The sequence below is a fragment of the Streptomyces viridochromogenes DSM 40736 genome (assembly GCF_000158955.1).
GTDB classification, from domain to species: Bacteria; Actinomycetota; Actinomycetes; order Streptomycetales; family Streptomycetaceae; genus Streptomyces; species Streptomyces venetus.
The window spans coordinates 4675753-4692984 of record NZ_GG657757.1 but is presented as its reverse complement, the minus strand read 5'-3'; the positions used below and the strand labels follow the sequence as shown (position 1 = coordinate 4692984).

14 protein-coding genes and 1 pseudogene are annotated in these 17232 nt (G+C 69.8%); 10 read left to right on the top strand and 5 right to left on the bottom strand.

Going from position 1 to position 17232, the window contains the following annotated elements:
- Positions 1-36: 36 nt before the first annotated feature.
- Positions 37-1068 carry an MraY family glycosyltransferase gene (locus SSQG_RS20695; RefSeq protein WP_003991774.1) on the bottom strand — a complete coding sequence of 344 codons (1032 nt, stop codon included), beginning with the start codon at positions 1066-1068 and terminating at the stop codon, positions 37-39.
- 225 nt (positions 1069-1293) lie between these two features.
- On the opposite strand from SSQG_RS20695, the gene SSQG_RS20690 reads away from it, so the two are divergent.
- Positions 1294-3606, top strand: a complete 2313-nt coding sequence (locus tag SSQG_RS20690; RefSeq protein ID WP_003991773.1) for a (Fe-S)-binding protein — start codon at positions 1294-1296, stop codon at positions 3604-3606.
- Between the two features lie 728 nt (positions 3607-4334).
- On the top strand, positions 4335-4643 hold the full coding sequence (locus SSQG_RS20685) for a putative quinol monooxygenase (RefSeq protein WP_003991772.1): 309 nt from the start codon (positions 4335-4337) through the stop codon (positions 4641-4643).
- Positions 4644-4672: 29 nt separating this feature from the next.
- Here SSQG_RS20685 and SSQG_RS41440 read toward each other — a convergent pair.
- A pseudogene (locus SSQG_RS41440) lies at positions 4673-4855 on the bottom strand (IS5/IS1182 family transposase); the annotation flags it as partial.
- A gap of 531 nt (positions 4856-5386) precedes the next feature.
- On the opposite strand from SSQG_RS41440, the gene SSQG_RS20675 reads away from it, so the two are divergent.
- Positions 5387-6865 carry an amino acid permease gene (locus SSQG_RS20675; RefSeq protein WP_003991770.1) on the top strand — a complete coding sequence of 493 codons (1479 nt, stop codon included), beginning with the start codon at positions 5387-5389 and terminating at the stop codon, positions 6863-6865.
- A 198-nt stretch (positions 6866-7063) separates the two neighbouring features.
- Here SSQG_RS20675 and SSQG_RS20670 read toward each other — a convergent pair whose 3' ends face one another.
- Positions 7064-8137: a serine hydrolase domain-containing protein gene (locus SSQG_RS20670; RefSeq protein ID WP_106434193.1), complete on the bottom strand. Its 1074-nt coding sequence runs from the start codon at positions 8135-8137 to the stop codon at positions 7064-7066.
- 108 nt (positions 8138-8245) lie between these two features.
- On the opposite strand from SSQG_RS20670, the gene SSQG_RS20665 reads away from it, so the two are divergent.
- The 5 genes from SSQG_RS20665 to SSQG_RS20650 all read left to right on the top strand — a co-directional run bounded on the left by SSQG_RS20665 (position 8246) and on the right by SSQG_RS20650 (position 13314).
- The gene (locus SSQG_RS20665; protein WP_003991768.1) at positions 8246-9046 is read left to right on the top strand and encodes a DUF1963 domain-containing protein; all 801 of its coding nucleotides are present in this window, start codon (positions 8246-8248) and stop codon (positions 9044-9046) included.
- A gap of 562 nt (positions 9047-9608) precedes the next feature.
- Positions 9609-10874, top strand: coding sequence for a nucleotide sugar dehydrogenase (locus SSQG_RS20660; protein ID WP_003991767.1), 1266 nt, complete (start codon positions 9609-9611; stop codon positions 10872-10874).
- A 42-nt stretch (positions 10875-10916) separates the two neighbouring features.
- Positions 10917-11090, top strand: a complete 174-nt coding sequence (locus SSQG_RS41435) for a hypothetical protein (RefSeq protein ID WP_003991766.1) — start codon at positions 10917-10919, stop codon at positions 11088-11090.
- A gap of 41 nt (positions 11091-11131) precedes the next feature.
- Entirely contained in the window at positions 11132-12418 is a 1287-nt protein-coding gene (locus SSQG_RS20655) for a glycosyltransferase family 2 protein (RefSeq protein WP_244299190.1), read from the top strand.
- A gap of 218 nt (positions 12419-12636) precedes the next feature.
- Entirely contained in the window at positions 12637-13314 is a 678-nt protein-coding gene (locus SSQG_RS20650; protein ID WP_003991764.1) for an HNH endonuclease family protein, read from the top strand.
- 253 nt (positions 13315-13567) lie between these two features.
- Here the strand turns inward: SSQG_RS20650 and SSQG_RS20645 are convergent, their stop codons facing one another.
- Both SSQG_RS20645 and SSQG_RS20640 read right to left on the bottom strand, forming a co-directional pair.
- Positions 13568-14245: a cytochrome c oxidase assembly protein gene (locus SSQG_RS20645; protein ID WP_244299508.1), complete on the bottom strand. Its 678-nt coding sequence runs from the start codon at positions 14243-14245 to the stop codon at positions 13568-13570.
- A gap of 138 nt (positions 14246-14383) precedes the next feature.
- Positions 14384-14944, bottom strand: a complete 561-nt coding sequence (locus SSQG_RS20640; protein ID WP_039933250.1) for a DUF2243 domain-containing protein — start codon at positions 14942-14944, stop codon at positions 14384-14386.
- Positions 14945-15380: 436 nt separating this feature from the next.
- Here SSQG_RS20640 and SSQG_RS41015 point away from each other — a divergent pair, with 436 nt between their 5' ends.
- Together SSQG_RS41015 and SSQG_RS20630 are read left to right on the top strand one after the other, a co-directional pair.
- The gene (locus tag SSQG_RS41015; protein ID WP_039933247.1) at positions 15381-15641 is read left to right on the top strand and encodes a hypothetical protein; all 261 of its coding nucleotides are present in this window, start codon (positions 15381-15383) and stop codon (positions 15639-15641) included.
- A 177-nt stretch (positions 15642-15818) separates the two neighbouring features.
- Positions 15819-17225, top strand: a complete 1407-nt coding sequence (locus SSQG_RS20630; protein ID WP_003991760.1) for an FG-GAP-like repeat-containing protein — start codon at positions 15819-15821, stop codon at positions 17223-17225.
- The last annotated feature ends 7 nt before the right edge of the window (positions 17226-17232 follow it).

Below are 17232 nucleotides of genomic sequence, written 5' to 3'. Positions count from 1 at the left end.
ACCGGTCAACAGAGCTGAGTCGGGCAGGCTCAACTCTTATCCGTTCCTTACACGCAACGGGGCGCTGACCTGCGTCGATACCGTACGCCCGGGACTGCGGGGACCGTACACGCGCACGCGTGACAGCGCGAGTACGACGGCGAGAGCCACGCCCGCCACCCACCACAGGGCGTCCGTGCCGACCCAGCCGGCGTGCGCGAGTACCCCGACGAGCACGCCGGAGAACGCGCCGGACGCCAGCAGCAGAGTCGCCCCGGGCGCGGTCAGCCCGAGCCGCCGCAGCCGGTGCCCGAGATGGTCCGGCCCGCTCCGCAGAACGGCCCGCCCGTCCAGCCGCCGCGACACCAGGACCAGTACGGCGTCGGCACCCACCACGGCGGTGAGCGCGAGCAGCACCCCCGCGCTCTCCCCGAGCCCCTGCCCGGCCCGCGCGTACACGACTCCCCCGGCCAGCACGAACCCGGCGGACATCGACCCACTGGCCCCGAGCGCGGCCCGCGCGGGATGCCAGTTGTGGACGAGGAACCCGGTCAGCGCCGCGGCCAGCGCGCTCATCAGCACGGCGATGCCGTCCATCACCTCGATGGCGGCACAGGCCCCCGCGCCGAAGGCCGTCACCACTCCCACGGCTCCCGCGAGCCCGTCGGCGTGATCGAGCCCCCGGAAGCCCAAGGTCGCACACACCACCCACCCGACGGCGAGCAGCCCGCTCCCGATCCCCGTCTCCCCGTAGGGCACGACACACGCCGCCGCCACCGCCGTGCCCACGGCCAGCACCCGCCGCCGCAGCCGCCACACGTCGTCGACGAACCCGAGCACGGCGACCACGCCCCCGGCGACGAGGAGTTCCAGGACCTCGTCGTCCAGGGGCGGCGCGACCCCGATCCAGTGCCCCGCACCCACGACGGCCCCAGTGACGAGCACGACGGCCGGCCCTCCGGACAACGGCACCTCCCGCTGCCGCCGCCGGTCGAACAGGCGCAGCCGGCGAGCGGGGGCCCGGAGGAGGGCCGCGAGCAGGGCGGTGAGAAGGAGGGCGGTTGCGGCGGCGGCGATCCCGTAGAGCACGGATATAAGTTAGGCGTCACTATGACAATTCGGTACGAATAACACGACCGGATCACGTCCGGATCTGAGGCGACCCTCAGCGATTCAGATCACCCCCCACCCGACTACAGTGCGGCGGAAGGTAGGGGTAGTCTCAGACGGACTGCATAAGTTACCGCTTAGTAATTTCGGGAACCCTCCTGAGGAGAGTCCCGACGAAATGCCTCGCAGGCCCGAGGAGCCCCCATGCAACTCGCCGCGATCATCGTGTCGCTGGTACTGACCGTGGTCGGTGTTGCGCTGCTAGCACGCGCGATCGGCCAGTTCGTCCGGTACTTCAAGCTGGGCCAGCCCGTGCCCGCCGGTACCCGGACCGACAACCCCTACCAGCGCAGCGTGACCCTGGTGAAGGAGTTCCTCGGCCACACGCGCATGAACCGGTGGGGCATCGTCGGTGTCGCGCACTGGTTCGTCGCCGTCGGCTTCCTGACGCTGCCGCCGACCCTCGCCCAGGCCTTCGGCCAGCTGTTCCAGGCCGACTGGGTGCTGCCGGTCATCGGTGACTTCCTGCCGTTCGAGCTGTACATCGAGTTCATCGGCGTGATGACGGTGCTGGGCATCGCGGTGCTCATCGCGATCCGCCTGCTGAGCCTGCCGTCCCGGGCCGGCCGCAAGTCGCGCTTCGCGGGCTCCAAGGCCGGTCAGGCGTACTTCGTCGAGTACGTCATCCTCACCATCGGCCTGGCGATCTACGTGCTGCGGGGCCTGGAGGGCGCACTCCACCACGTGGACCACTACGAGGCGTCGTACTTCGCGTCGTATCCGCTGGTGCTGGCCTTCAAGGGGCTGAGCGTCTCCGCGCTGCAGAACCTGGTCTACTTCGTCGCGATGATCAAGATCGGCACGTCCTTCGTGTGGATGATCGTCGTCTCGCTCAACACGAACATGGGTGTCGCCTGGCACCGTTTCCTGGCCTTCCCGAACATCTGGTTCAAGCGCGAGGCGAGTGGCGGGACCGCGCTGGGCGCCCTGCAGCCGATGACGTCCGGCGGCAAGCCGATCGACTTCACCGACCCGGGCGAGGACGACGTCTTCGGTGTCTCCCAGGTCGAGCAGTACTCGTGGAAGGGCCTGCTGGACTTCTCCACCTGCACCGAGTGCGGCCGCTGCCAGTCGCAGTGCCCCGCCTGGAACACGGGCAAGCCCCTCTCCCCCAAGCTGCTGATCATGTCCCTGCGGGACCACGCCCACGCCAAGGCGCCGTACCTGCTGGCCGGCGGCGGCAAGACGATGGAGGGCGAGGAGAAGGCCTCCGAGGAGCAGCTGAAGGACGTCCCCGCCGCGGCTCTGGCCGAGGCCGAGCGCCCCCTGGTCGGCACGCTGGAGGAGAACGGCGTCATCGACCCGGACGTCCTGTGGTCCTGCACCACCTGCGGCGCCTGCGTCGAGCAGTGCCCGGTGGACATCGAGCACGTCGACCACATCGTCGACATGCGCCGCTACCAGGTCATGATCGAGTCCGCGTTCCCGTCCGAGGCGGGCACGATGCTCAAGAACCTGGAGAAGAAGGGCAACCCCTGGGGCCTGGCGAAGAAGCAGCGCCTGGAGTGGCTCAAGGAGGTCGACTTCGAGGTCCCCGTCGTCGGCAAGGACATCGAGGACCTCACCGAGGTCGAGTACCTGTACTGGGTCGGCTGCGCCGGTGCCCTGGAGGACCGCGCCAAGAAGACCACCAAGGCCTTCGCCGAACTCCTCCACATCGCGGGCGTCAAGTTCGCCATCATGGGCGGCGACGAGAAGTGCACCGGTGACTCCGCCCGCCGCCTCGGCAACGAGCCCCTCTTCCAGGAGCTCGGCATGGAGAACGTCATGGCGCTGAACATGGCGTTCGGCGAGGAGACGGACGAGGACGGCAAGGTCGTTCCCGAGACGGCGAAGCCCAAGTCGGCCAAGAAGATCGTCGCGACCTGCCCGCACTGCCTCAACACGCTCGGCAACGAGTACCCGCAGCTCGGCGGCGACTACGAGGTCATCCACCACACCCAGCTGCTCCAGCACCTGGTGGACGAGGGCAAGCTCATCCCGGTCACGCCGGTCGAGGGCATCATCACGTACCACGACCCCTGCTACCTGGGCCGCCACAACAAGATCTACACACCGCCGCGCGAGATCATCGCCGCCGTCCCGGGCATCCGCAACGAGGAGATGCACCGCCACAAGGAGCGCGGCTTCTGCTGCGGCGCCGGCGGTGCGCGCATGTGGATGGAGGAGCGGATCGGCAAGCGCATCAACAACGAGCGCGTCGACGAGGCCCTCTCGGTCAACCCCGACATCGTCTCCACCGCCTGCCCCTTCTGCCTCGTCATGCTGACCGACTCCGTCAACGGCAAGAAGAACGACGGCAAGGCCAAGGAGTCCATCCAGGTCGTCGACGTGGCACAACTCCTGCTGGACTCGGTGAAGACGCCGGTCCCGGCAGCGGACGAGGGCGACGACGGGGAGCCGCCGGCGGGTACGGCGGACTCGGAGAGCGCGCCGGAGCCGGAGCCGGTGAAGTAGGCCGCCTCCGCGGGCTGTTGTGACTGTTCCGACGCCCCCTGCCCGAGTCATCGGGCAGGGGGCGTCGGTGTCTTACGGCTGCCGTCGCCTCCGGCTCTCGGCGACACGAAGGATGTCGCGCAGTGCCTCGGCCAGACGCTCGGCGAGAAAGCGGAGTGGACCTCGCCGGCGTTCGGAAGCATGTCGTCGCCGGGAGGTCTGTCCCTGGCTCGCCGAGGCCAAGTACGGCACGGACGCCCGCATCACGCTCCTGGACGTAGGTGTTTGGAAGGGCGCCGCAGCTACGACGACACCCCCACCGCACTGCGCCGGCGCATGCGGATGAGGGGCCAGGCCACCAGATCGGCCACCAACGTCTGGGTTCCCGTGGCTGTCCGCAGTCCGTCGCTCCGACCGTCATGCGGGACGCCCGGCGGAGAGCTTCTTGATCAGGCCCGGCTCGGGCCGCCTCGGCCGTTAGGGCGGATTACCCAAGGAAGTCGCCGCCTGGTCCACGAATCGGACGATGGTCGCCCGCAGACTGGGTTTTGTGTGAGGCGACGCCAGGAACGCGCGGCGGAAGAGATGGATCCAACGGTTCGATGGCGGCGATCCAGCCTCGTCCCCGGAGAGGAGCACGCGATGAACGGCAGGCACCGGCGTTGAGCGGCCCAGTTGCACCCACCGCAGCGCCGTTCGCGTTCTGATCATCGCGACAGCGCGAACCGAGCAAAGGAGAAAGACCCAAGATGGCAACACCGGTCAGCAAAGCGGTTCTGGTACGCCTCGAAGCACTGCCCGGCAGGGAAGACGACGTCCGCGACTTCTTGAACCAGGGGCTGGCGATCGTCGAAGGGGAGCCCAAGACCGTCAGATGGTTCGGAATCCAGTTCGGACCCTCGTCGTTCGGGATCTTCGACGCCTTTCCCGACGACGACGGGCGCCAGGCGCACCTGTCGGGTGAGGTCGCCCAAGCGCTCGGTGAGAACACGGGCGAGCTCTTCGAGGAGCCCACGATCGAGCAGCTTGATGTCGTCGCGGAGAAGCAGCCCGCGTAGAGCAAGCGGTGCCCGCGGGGCGGCGTGGATCAGCCACCCCGGATCACGGAGGCCCGGAGGTGGAGTCCGCCGAGGTAGCTCCCCGGGGTCTTGTCGTAGCGGGTGGCGATGCCTCGCCATGCCTTCATCCTGTTGATCGCCCGCTCGACGGTGTTCCGCTCCTTGTGGAGCTCGGTGTCGTGACTGACGGGCCTACCGCCTCCACTGCCCTGACCAAGGACAGGTCCACCTCACCGCGCTTCGCAGCTTCCGCGATCAGGCCCTCCAGCAGGGCCTGAAGCCCCCGGCGTCACGCCGATCGGCAGGTACGGCTCGATGAACTCCCGCTCCGGGTCTACCGGCCCAGACCGTGCCACAAAGGCACATCCCGCAGATTGATCACGAATCGATACGTGCCCTAGTTGCGCCTCGTGCTCCACTCCGGACAAGCCCCGATCCACCGCCCTCCACAATGGAGCATGTACGGATTTCGAAGGCCGTCCATAGCCTTGCTGGCCATGAGGCATCCGGAGAGCCGCCACATCCCGGTGTGACCCCGGCCGTCTCACATCACCCGCCCCGTGCGGAAACCGCAGTTCACCTGTCGCCACGAGATCACGCAGGTGCGCCGGATCCAGGGCTTGGCTTGCGGCAACGCGGCCGTACCCCGTCACCTCCCCCATTTCGCCCTCCCTTCGCCCGCCCGTGCCGTCGGCCGGACGCGGCTGGCGCTCGTATCTCCGGACCCCTAGTCGAGGACGCTCATGAGCACGACGAACGAGAAGAGGGTGTCACCCGGCACCCACGACCAGAATCCACCCTCGGCCGGGCTGCAGGCCGGGCTCAAGAACCGGCATCTGTCGATGATCGCCATCGGCGGTGTCATCGGAGCCGGCCTCTTCGTCGGGTCCAGCTCCGGCATCGCCACCGCCGGCCCCGGCATCCTCCTCTCCTACGCCCTCGTCGGCACGCTCGTGGTGCTGGTGATGCGGATGCTGGGCGAGATGTCGGCCGCCAACCCGACCTCCGGTTCCTTCTCCGCGCACGCCGACCGCGCGCTGGGCCGCTGGGCCGGCTTCTCCATCGGCTGGCTCTACTGGTTCTTCTGGGTCGTCGTGCTCGCGGTCGAGGCGACCGCCGGGGCGAAGATCCTGGAGGGCTGGATACCGGCGGTGCCGCAGTGGGGCTGGGCGCTGATCGTGATGCTGGTGCTGACCGCCACCAACCTGGTCTCCGTCGGGTCGTACGGCGAGTTCGAGTTCTGGTTCGCCGGGATCAAGGTCGTCGCGATCGCCGCGTTCATCGTCATCGGCGGACTGGCCGTCTTCGGGCTGCTTCCCGGTGTCGACAGCGAGCAAGCAGGACTGAGCAACCTCACCGCGCACGGCGGCTTCCTGCCCCACGGGCCCGGATCCATCCTCACCGGCATGCTGCTCGTCGTCTTCTCCTTCATGGGCAGCGAGATCGTGACGCTCGCCGCCGGCGAGACGGAGAACCCGCAGCGTGCGGTCACGAAGGCGACCAACAGCGTCATCTGGCGCATCGCCGTCTTCTACCTCGGCTCGATCCTCGTCGTGGTCTCCCTGCTCCCGTGGGACAGCAAGTCCATCACCGACAAGGGCTCCTACGTCGCCGCGCTCGACTCGCTCGACATCGCGCACGCCGGCCAGATCATGAACTTCATCGTGCTGACGTCCGTGCTGTCCTGTCTCAACTCCGGCCTCTACACCGCCTCCCGCATGGCCTTCTCGCTCGGCCAGCGCGGCGACGCCCCGAAGGCGTTCGCCCGCACCACCTCGCGCGGCGTGCCGCGCACGGCGATCCTCGTGTCCGTCCTGTTCGGCTTCATCGCCGTCTTCTTCAACTACAAGTTCCCGGACTCCGTCTTCCTGTTCCTCGTGAACTCCTCGGGAGCGGTCGCCCTGTTCGTCTGGCTGGTGATCTGCTTCTCGCAGCTGCGGATGCGGAAGATCATCCAGGCCGAGGCGCCGGAGAAGCTCGTCGTGAAGATGTGGCTGTACCCGTACCTGACCTGGGCCACGGCCGCGCTGATCGTGTTCGTGCTGGGCTACATGCTCACCGACACCGAGCACGACGGGCGGGAGACCGTGCTGCTGTCGCTGCTCGTCGCGGCGCTCGTCGTGGTGATCGCCCTGGTCCGTCAGCGGGTCCGGCCCGCTGCCACCGGCGCCGGGTCCGGTGCGCGCGACGACCGCCCGGGCGACCCCACGGCACTGCCGTAGCGACCCGGCCGGAGCAGTACGTCAGCGGGCTACCCGCATGACCTCCGAGGACGTCGCCGCGCGGAACGACTCCGCCTTGTCGAAGTGTGCGCGGAAGCAACCACGTTTCGCGTCGGCGACGTCCGCCGAGAAGGCATGCCCCTCACCGGACCACGGTTCCCGCAGCGGTGCGAGTTGCAAGGACCGTGGCGGTGCACGTCATGGCGTGATCGCGGCGGACACCTCGGCGAGGAGCGACTCGACCTCCGCTCCCCAGCGCGAGCTCACCACCAGGTCCCGTGCGGGGTCGACCCAGAGCAGGTGACCCCCGCCGTTGCCCCGGGCGCAGCGCCCGGTGGAGGGAGCGCCGGGCCAGACCGTGCGGTGGTCGTTCAGCCACCACGACAGCCCGTAGTCGGGCTTGACCGGGCAGGGCCGCCACATCTCCTCGATCCACCCGGCGGACAGCAGCCGGCGCCCGTCCCAGCGCCCGCCCCGCAGGCACAGTTGCCCGATCCGGGCCAGGTCGAGGGCGCTGATCCACAGTCCGCCGCCCCAGTGCGCGCCGCCGGACACCACGGGGACACGTCGGCCGTCGATCTCGACCACGGAGTCGGCGTAGCCGTGCCAGGACCAGCCGGACGAGGCGCCGATCGGTGCCATGATCCGCTCGCGCAGTGCCTCGGGCAGCGGTCGGCGGAGCAGGACGGTGAGCGCGAGGGCGGTCAGGTTCACTCGGACGTCGTTGTAGGCCCAGCCCGCTCCGGGCGGCCCGCCGGCCGACTCCGTTCCCTCGCGGGTGCTCTGGGCGTCGACCCAGGTGGGCTTGGACCACAACTCGCCCTCCCACTGGCTGGACTGGTCCAGCAGGTGCCGCCAGGTGATCTTTTGTGCGTGGGCGTCGCCAAACTGCGGCAGGTCGACCGAGCGGCACACGGGCTCGTCCAGCCGGAGCAGCCCGTCGTCGAAGGCCAGCCCGGCCACCAGGGACAGGACGCTCTTGGTGGCGCTGAAGGCCATCTCCGTCCGCTCCGGGTCTCCCCAGGTGGCGAGCACCACGCCGCGCCGCACCACGACACCGCTCGCCCCCTGCCCGTCGAGCAGGGGCCCCAGCACCTCCCGATGGGAGACGTCGTGGACCTGGGAGGCCAGGTAGGAACTCATGGTCCGGACACCTGGGACGGTGCGCCCGGCCTGTTCCTTCACGGCGCGTGCCAGCCGGTCGGCGTCCACCCGCGACCACGGATCACCGGCGCCCCCGCTCCCGTCCAGACACCGTTGCACGTCGTCCATCTGCCCCGCCCTCCACCTGTCCCGCCCTCCACGCGTCCGCGGACAGTCCGCGTGGTCCCTACCCACCCGAGGTGGCCGTGGCCGGCCGGGGGTTGGCAAGATCCTGGCATGCGGTTCGACGATCCCGGCAGCCTGAACGACGTGTGCGCACAGCGGCTCGGCGAGAAGACCGGCCGGCAGTTCGCCGCCATGGCCCGTCGCGGCTTTCGGCTGATCCCGGCGGCAGACGGGGTCCGGGCGACAGGCCGGTGCCGGCTCGGCGGTTCCGCTCTCCTCGAACCGGGGACTCTCTGGCCTGCGTTGAGCGGCGTTCCGCTGTCCCTGCACGCCGTTCTGGACACGGATGCTCTCGCCCCCTGGCTGGGCGCCGAACTGCCCGTACGGCCCGGCCTGCTGAACTTCTTCTACCTGGACCCGGACCTGCCGTACGAGGAGTACCGCAAGCTGGACGTGTACCAGCCCGGAGTGTGGCGCGTCGTTCCCGCCGACCCGGCACGGGCAGTCGCGGTGACGGCCCCCCGGCCCGCGAGGAGTTACGCGGCGACGCCCGTCCACGCGGTCGAGGTGACGATGCTCCCCGACTGCTGGGACGTGGAGGACGAGGACGTGGAGTTCGACCGGGATCAGCACTGGGGAGCGGCCTCGCTGATCCTCAGCGAGATGGCGGACCTGGACGGGAACACCGCCGGCACGCATTGTGCCTTCGGCTGGCCGGACACCTCGCACACCTTGCAGGTGTCGTCCCGGGACTCCGACGGCGCGGCGGCCGTCCATCTGCTCCAGCTCGCCGAGGACACCGAGTTGGGGTGGGGCTGGGGTGACGCCGGGACGTTGTACTTCACGATCCCGGCCGAGGCGCTCGCGGCCGGCGATTTCAGCAGGTCGGTGGCGCAGCTCCTCTGCGGTTGACGCCGCCTGCCTGAGATCTGGCTGATCTTCCTGCGCTCCACCTGGATCTGCCTGGGATAACCGCGGGTAACGGCGCCAGTGCGCGGAGGGGTGGTGCGGGGGCGCACGTGGGGGCGCGCGATATTCGCGAATGCACCTGCCGAGATGCGCCGCACAACTCCGCACACCCGTGAAATATGAAGATCATCTCCCTCGGGCGAAGCTTCCCAGCAGGGACTTGACCAAGCGTCACCCTTCAACCCGCGCTCGCTTCTCCACACTTCACAGGTATCGAATCAGTAAAAGGGGTTCCGCCTAGCGAATCTTTATTGAACTATGAAGGTCCACAAATGAGGGGGGTTTGTGAAGATCACTGGTTGCGCTTCGCGCATGTTCGGGCAGGGGGCCCGGGCAGACCGGTGACGCGGCGGTGGTGGTGACGTTCCCACGCCCGCTCCATGCAGTACCCGCAGTACCCGACGCCGCGGTCGCCTGCTTCAGGAACAGGCAACCGCACTTCAGGGGCGCCGTTTTTCCCGGCCCAGCGTCCGCGCACGGGCCGGCTCAAGGTGAGGAAACCACCATGCACATATGTGTGCTGGGGCAGGGCTATGTCGGCCTGCCCCTGGCCGTGAGGGCCGCAGAGGCCGGTCACACCGTGACCGGTTACGAGCCCGACCCGACGCGTTGCGAGGCGCTGGCGGCAGGGTCGTCGTACGTCGAGGACATCCCGTCCAGCCGGCTCCAGGCCGTGTCGGCCTCGGGTGCGTACCGCGCCACTTCCGACCCGCAGGACCTCAAGGGCTTCGACGTCGCCGTCATCACCGTGCCCACTCCGCTGACCGACCGGGCGCCCGACCTGAGTTGTGTACGGGACGCCGGTCGCGCGCTCGCCCAGTGGATCGAGCCGGGCGCCACCGTCGTGCTCGAGTCCACCACCCACCCGGGCACCACCCGTGACGTGCTCGTCCCGCTGCTGGAAGAGGGCTCCGGCCTCGTCGCCGGGCGCGACTTCCACGTCGGGTTCAGCCCCGAGCGCATCGACCCGGGCAACGCCGACTGGCGGCTGGAGAACACGCCGAAGATCGTCGCCGGGATGACCGAGGGGTGTCTGGCGCGCGTGAAGGAGTTCTACGACTCCGTCACCGACGTCACCGTGCCCGCCTCGGGGCTCGAGGAGGCCGAGCTCGCCAAGGTCTTCGAGAACACCTACCGGCACGTCAACATCGCGCTGGTCAACGAGCTTTCGCGGATGGCCCACACTCTGGGCGTGGACGTCTGGCACACGCTGGAGCTGGCGGCGACCAAGCCGTTCGGCTTCACCAAGTTCCTGCCCGGGCCGGGTGTCGGCGGGCACTGCCTGCCCATCGACCCGGTCTACCTCAGCCACCACGTCAAGGCCCGGCACGGACAGACCTTCCGGCTCATCGAGCTGGCCCAGGACATCAACGAGAGCCAGCCGGACTACGTGGTGCGCCGCCTCCAGGACGCCCTGAGCCGACGGTTCCGGCGGAGCGTGAGCGGGGCGCGGATCCTTGCGCTGGGGGCGGCTTACAAGCCGGGCACGTCGGACGCCCGGCAGTCGCCGGCCGTCGAGGTCACCGACCGGTTGCGGGCGATGGGGGCGGACGTCACGGTCGTGGACCCCTATCTGCCGGTGACGGACGGGAGTTGCCGGGAGATCCCCTTCACGGCCACCGAGCAGCGAGTTCGCGTCGCCGACTTCGACGCCGTCGTCCTGCTCACTCCGCACGACGAGTTCGACCTCGCCCGGCTCGCCGACGAGGCGGCCTACGTGCTCGACACCCGTGGCGTCATGGCCGCGGCACCCCACATCGAACGGCTCTAGAGAGAGCCGCACGGAAAAGCCACGCAGGAAAGAGGGAACAACATGTACGGACAGAACGGTGTGGGAGCGGCGATCGGTACCGCCACGGGTGGAGCTGCCCTGGCGGCCACGGGCGGGACGGCCCTCGGGTGGATCGTGCTGGCGGCGATGCTCTTCGTGCTCGGCGGTGTGGCGGTCTTCCGCACGGCGACCCGCGGCAAGCGGGTGACCGCTTGAGCGCCGCGCGCGCCCGTGCGTCACGGGTGAGGTTCACCGTCGTGACGGGCGTGGTGGTGGCGGCTCTGGCAGCCGCCACCGTGGTGGTGCACCTCCAGTCGAAGAGCCCGATCCTCACCTTCTACTGGTGGCTGGGCATGTCGGTGATCGTGCTCTGCCTGGTCTCGTTCCTGAAGGGCCGGTCCTTCACCCACCTCCCGGTGGCTCCGGGCCGGACCGTGGCGATCATCCCGGCCTTCGAGGAACCCTCCGAGAACCTGCACCGCACGGTGCGGTCGCTGCTGGCGCAGACGCACCCGGTCGACGAGATCCACGTGATCGACGACGGCTCGCGGCAGCACCCCGTCGAGCCCTTCGACCACCCCCGGGTCTTCTGGCACTGGCAGGAGAACAAGGGCAAGCGCGGGGCCCAGGTCACCGTGCTCCGGCACCTTCAGGAACAGAACAAGCAGTTCGACTACATCCTCACCATCGACTCCGACGGCGAGCCCTTCCCGGACGCGCTCGAACAGCAGCTCCGGGCCATGAGCAACCCGCGGATCCAGGCCACCACCGGCATGATCTACATCCGCAACTTCGAGGAGACCTGGGTCTCCCGAGCCGCGGACATCGACATCGGCACCTCGTGCGTGATGATGCGCTCCTCGCGGTCCATGCTCGGAGCCCTGGAGACGACCTCGGGGGCCCTCGCCCTCTACCGGGCCGAGCTGCTCTACGACCACCTCGACGCCTACGAGGTGGAGTGCGGCACGGGTGACGACCGCTGGCTGGCGCTGCGGGCCCTGATGCGCGGCGAGGTCGTCGCCGTCAACGAGGCCGGTGTCGTCACCGACATGCCCACGACGCTGAAGAAGACCTACCGGCAGCGGCTGCGCTGGGCCCGGTCGTGGTGGTGGATGCTGCCGTTCGTGTACGCGCGGCTCTCGCTGAAGCAGCTGATATCGCCGACGTTCGGCCTGCTCCAGCTCGTCATCACCCCGGTGATGCTGGCCTGGACCGTCATCATGACGTTCCTGACCCTGGGCGGCCGCTACCACAACCCCGGCGTCGCCCTGGTGTATCTCGCCGTGTACCTGGTGGTCCGCTTCGGCCAGTCCGGGCTCTACGTGCTCATGCGCCCGGACATGACCGCCCGCCAGCGCTGGCACTCGTGGCTCGTCGGCACCCCGGCGGCCGTGTTCATGAACCTCGTGCTGCTCTGCCCGACCCGCTACTGGGCCCTGTTCAAGCTCCGCGACAACGCGTGGCAGTCCCGGGGCCTGACGGCGAAGACGGCCCTGCCCAAGGGGCGGCACCGCGCGCCCTCGGAGAAGCTGCTGAACGTGTGACCCCGCCGCTCAGGAGTCTCACGATCCCGAGCGATTCCGACGTCCCCTGTTCCGAGTCATCGGTCAGGGGGCGTCGATGTCTTGCACGGGCGCCGGCACGGGCCTCCCTCGACAGGGTTACCCCTAGAACACCTGCCCGGTGAACCCGCGCGCCCATACGGCTCATCAGTTCGAGTCGAGCCCCTCGAACGACGTATGCGTAATCGATTCTGCGCTGCGTGATCAAAAACCTCAGGCGGGCCGCGCTCGCGGCCGCACTCGTTGCCCTTCCCCTACTGGCACCCACTCCGGCCCAGGCCCACGGCCGGGCCGCCGAGCCGAGCACTCTCCCGCTGGCGACCGCGGTCGGCGTCCTCCCCCTCGCGGAGGAGGTGCGGGACGGCTACCAGCGCACGAGCTTCAGGCACTGGAACGCGGGCCAGAACCCCACCGACGGCTGCAACACGCGGGCGGAGGTGCTCATCTCCGAGGCGGTCGACCCGCCCGAGGTCCTGGCCGGCTGCAGGCTCTCCGGGGGGCGGTGGTGGTCGTACTACGACGCCCGGTGGGTGACCGAGGCCTCCGCACTGGACGTCGACCACATGGTGCCGCTCGCCGAGGCGTGGGATTCCGGGGCATCGCAGTGGACTGCCCCGCGGCGTGAGGCGTACGCCAACGACCTCGACGCCCAGACCTCCCTCATCGCGGTCACGGCGGCCTCGAACCGCAGCAAAGCCGACAAGGATCCGGCCGAGTGGCTGCCGCCGGCCCCAGGCGTCACGTGCCGGTACACCTCGGAATGGGTCGCGACCAAGCTCCGCTGGGGTCTCGCCGCCGACGACGTCGAGTTCGAGGCCCTCACCCGACTCGCGCAATCCTGCCCCGACACCACCGTGACGTTCGATCCGGCGCCGTAGCACCGTGGTGCCGTCCCGACACCGGGGCGGCACCGCCACTCGATGCACCATTCGTTACGAGCGGCAACTCCTGACACTGCTGGTCGAAGGTGATGAGCACCCATGTGACCGTCACCTGCGGCATGGTCGAGATCCTCGCCGAACTCCCCCACAACCAGCCCCACACCACCGGCCTCGACGCCAACCTGGCCGACCTCGCCGGCTGCCCCGGAGGCAGCCGGTCCCGGCACCGGCCACCACACCGCGCGCCAGGTCAGGCGGTCACCGACGCCCCACGGCCCGCGCGCCGGGGTTCCGGTCGCCAGGTGGCGACCAGAGCGGCGGCCAGCAGCAGCTCGGCGATGTCACCGCCGTAGTACATGATCTCCGCGCCCCCCTGCACCTGGACGATCGACGCATGGACGTCGACCCAGAACCCGCCGTACATCAGCTGGGAGATCACCGCGTGCGCGGCGATCGCGACGCCGAGGTAGCACAGCCGCGCCCGCACACCCGGTCGGGCGGGGGCCGGGTCGGGTCCGGCAATGACGTAGGCGAACAGGCACCCGGACATCAGGAAGTGCGCGTGCAGCAGCCAGTGCGCTGCCGCATTACCCATGGTCGCGTTGTACAGCGGGGTGAAGTAGAGGACCGCGAGGCTGCCCGTCGACAGCGCCAGCGCGACCGCCGGATGGGCGGCCACCCGCGCGGGCGGACTGTGCAGCGCCGAGGTCAGCCGCCGTCCACTGGCCGCCGGCAGGGTGCGCAGCAGGAGCGTGACCGGGGCGGCCAGAACCAGCGCGGGCGGCGCGTACATACCGATCAGCATGTGCTGCACCATGTGCCCCCGGAAGTCCTCGTGGGCGAAAGGGGCGACGGGCGGCAGCAGCGCCACGCCGAGCAGGAGGATCCCGCCCAGGAACCACCCGGTCCGCCACCGGCTCCAGCCCAGGGCCGGATTGCGACGGCGGGCCCGGCGAACGAGCAGCAGATAGGCACCGGCGACGGCCAGGAGGACGAGCGCGGGGCAGCAGCCACTCCAGGAGGCTGCTGCCCGCCTCTTGCCCGTGTGCGGGCATGTCGTGGTCCATCAGGCGCTGCGGCCCTCACGCGGGGTGGAGGCGTCGGGGTCGAAGGGCCGGCCGCTGCGCTGGAGCAGGTAGCCGCCGGCCACCAGCAGGGCGCCCAGGACGAGGAATCCGATGTCCCACCAGACCTGGCCGTCCCCGGCGTAGACGTGGTGGATGCCCAGGATGTGATGGTCCAGGACGCCTTCGACGAGGTTGAACAAGCCCCAGCCGACGAGCATCCAGCCCCACAGCACCCGGGAGGTCCACACGCGCAGCCGGTTGTGGGTGACCCGCGAGTACAGGACGGCGAGGCCGAGTAGGACCGCGAGCCAGCACACGGTGTGGAAGACGCCGTCCCAGAGAGTGTTCATCTCCAGGCCCGAGACGGTGTGGGGGTTGTAGTACTTCACCCCGATGTGGTCCTCGTTGGTGCTGGAGAGCATGTGATGCCACCGCAGGAGCTGGTGGAGCAGGATGCCGTCGACGAAGCCGCCCATCCCCACCCCGAGCACGATGCCCGGCAACTGGATGCTCGCCGGCTGTGCCATGCCGGCCTGGGCCTCGCCCGTCGTGGTGGCCATCGCTCGTCTCCGCTCCGGTCGGGACAGGACTCAAGACGTGGTTCCCCCTGCCCGGCGCCCATACCCTTCCCACGGCCTCCGTCCGGTCCCTTCCGGACACATTCGGCTGGAACGCCTCCCGAGCAAGGGAAGAGCGCACACGTCGAACAACGCCCCTCTTCACCGGTGCCGCCACGGAGAGAATGACCGGCGCCTTCCCGGGCTCCCCGATCTCGGGACGTGCGGTACCGCCCGGCGCCCGCCGGCTGATCCGGCCCAGTCCCAACAGCCTCGAAAATTAACCGAACTCACGTACAACCCTTACGTCCCCACACAGGTCTCCTGATCGCCGACCACCCGTGAACGCCCGGACAACCCCCGGCGAACACGGACGGTCCGGCCCTCCATCGACTGTGGATGTCCGCCAGGCATCCCCCGCATGCAGCAGGAGACCCGCATGCAGCAGCACGAGCGCCCGAGGCGCCCGCACGCGCACGCGCACGCCCACCCCGTCCGGCGCCCCCGCCTGCGGCTCGCCCTGGCGCCCGGCGCCGCGGCCGCGCTGACGGGCACACTGACGGGCACGCTGCTCACCGCCACGGGCTCCCGCACCGTCTCCCCCGGCGCCTCGGGCGGCTCGACCACGGGCTACCCGAACTTCGGCGCGAACTTCGGCGCGAACTTCGGCGCGAACTTCGGCGCGAACTTCGGCGACTGAGCCGCCCTCGCGGTGACTGATCCGTCGTCCTCGCGGCGACTGATCCTTCGTCCTCGCATCGGCTGATCCGTCGTCGTCGCATCGGCTGAGCCGTCGCCCTCGCACCCACCAAGCCACCCGCATCCCCCGGGGCCCGCCCCTCACCGGTCCGGCCCCTTCCCCACCCGGAGCCCCTCCTTGCGCAAGCGCACCCTTCTCCTGGTCGCCACCCTCACCACCGGCCTCCTCACCGTCTCCTCCCCGGCGACCGCCGCCCCCTCCGGCCTCGCCGGCGACTTCAACGGCGACGGATACCGGGACATCGCCATCGGCGCCATGGGCGCCGACGTCGGCTCGGTGCAGAGCGCCGGTGCCGTCGTCGTGCTGTACGGGTCGTCGTCCGGTGTCTCGGCGGCCAGGAAGACCGTGATCACGCAGAACTCCCCCGGCGTCCCGGGCGCCGCCGAGTCCGACGACCGCTTCGGCAGCAGCCTCGCCGCCGCCGACCTGGACCGCGACGGCTACTCCGACCTGGTCGTGGGCGCCCAGTACGAGGCCATCGGCGACCGGGACGGCGTCGGCTCGGCCACCGTCATCTGGGGCGGCAAGTCCGGCCTGTCAGGCGGCAAGGGCCTGCCCCAGCCGTCCACCCTCTCCGAGTGGGGCGGCTTCTCCTCCGGCGTCGCGACCGGCGACTTCGACGGCGACGGCGCGACGGACGTGACGATCACCGGGCAGAGCCACACCCGCCTCTACAGGGGCCCGTTCAACCGTACGACCGGCCCGACCAGTCACACCGGCCTCAGCGAGTTCGGATCGACGTACGAGGTGTTCGCGGGTGACATGAGCGGCGACGGCGCGGCCGAACGCGTCTACCCGTTCCTCGTCGACGGCGACGAGGGCGGCGAGATCAGCTACCACCGCTGGACCGGCACCAAGTACGCCCGCACCTACCTCCCGCAGGCCGACGGCGAGGAGGGCACGATCGCCGACGTCAACGGCGACGGCTACGGCGACCTCGTCCTCGGCGACTACCAGGACCCGCGTGCCGCAAAGCCCGGCGGCCACAAGGGCGGCCAGATCACCGTCTGGTACGGCGGCCCCACCGGCCCCGACCCGGCGCAGACGCCGACCGTCATCCACCAGGACACCACGGGCGTGCCCGGCGCCGGCGAGAACGGCGATCTCTTCGGATCGGCGCTCAGCGCGGGCGACGTCAACGGCGACGGTTACGCCGACATCGCCGTCGGCGCCTGGGCCGAGGACATCGGCACGGTCGAGGACGCCGGCTCGGTGACCATCCTGTTCGGCTCGGCCTCCGGCCTGACCGGCAAGGGCGCCAAGTCCTACTCGCAGGACACCGCCGGCGTCCCCGGCAGCAACGAGACGATGGACGCCTTCGGCATGACCGTGCGCCTCGTCGACCTCGACAAGAACGGCAAGGCCGACCTGGTCAGCGGCGCCGGCTACGAGAACGGCTACGGCGCGGTCACCGTCCTGCGCGGCACCGCCTCCGGCCTGACCACCTCCGGCTCGAAGTTCCTCTCGGCCCGCGACGTCTCCCTCAAGGGCAGCGCCAACTTCGCCTGGGCCACCGCGCAGTGACGTCCCG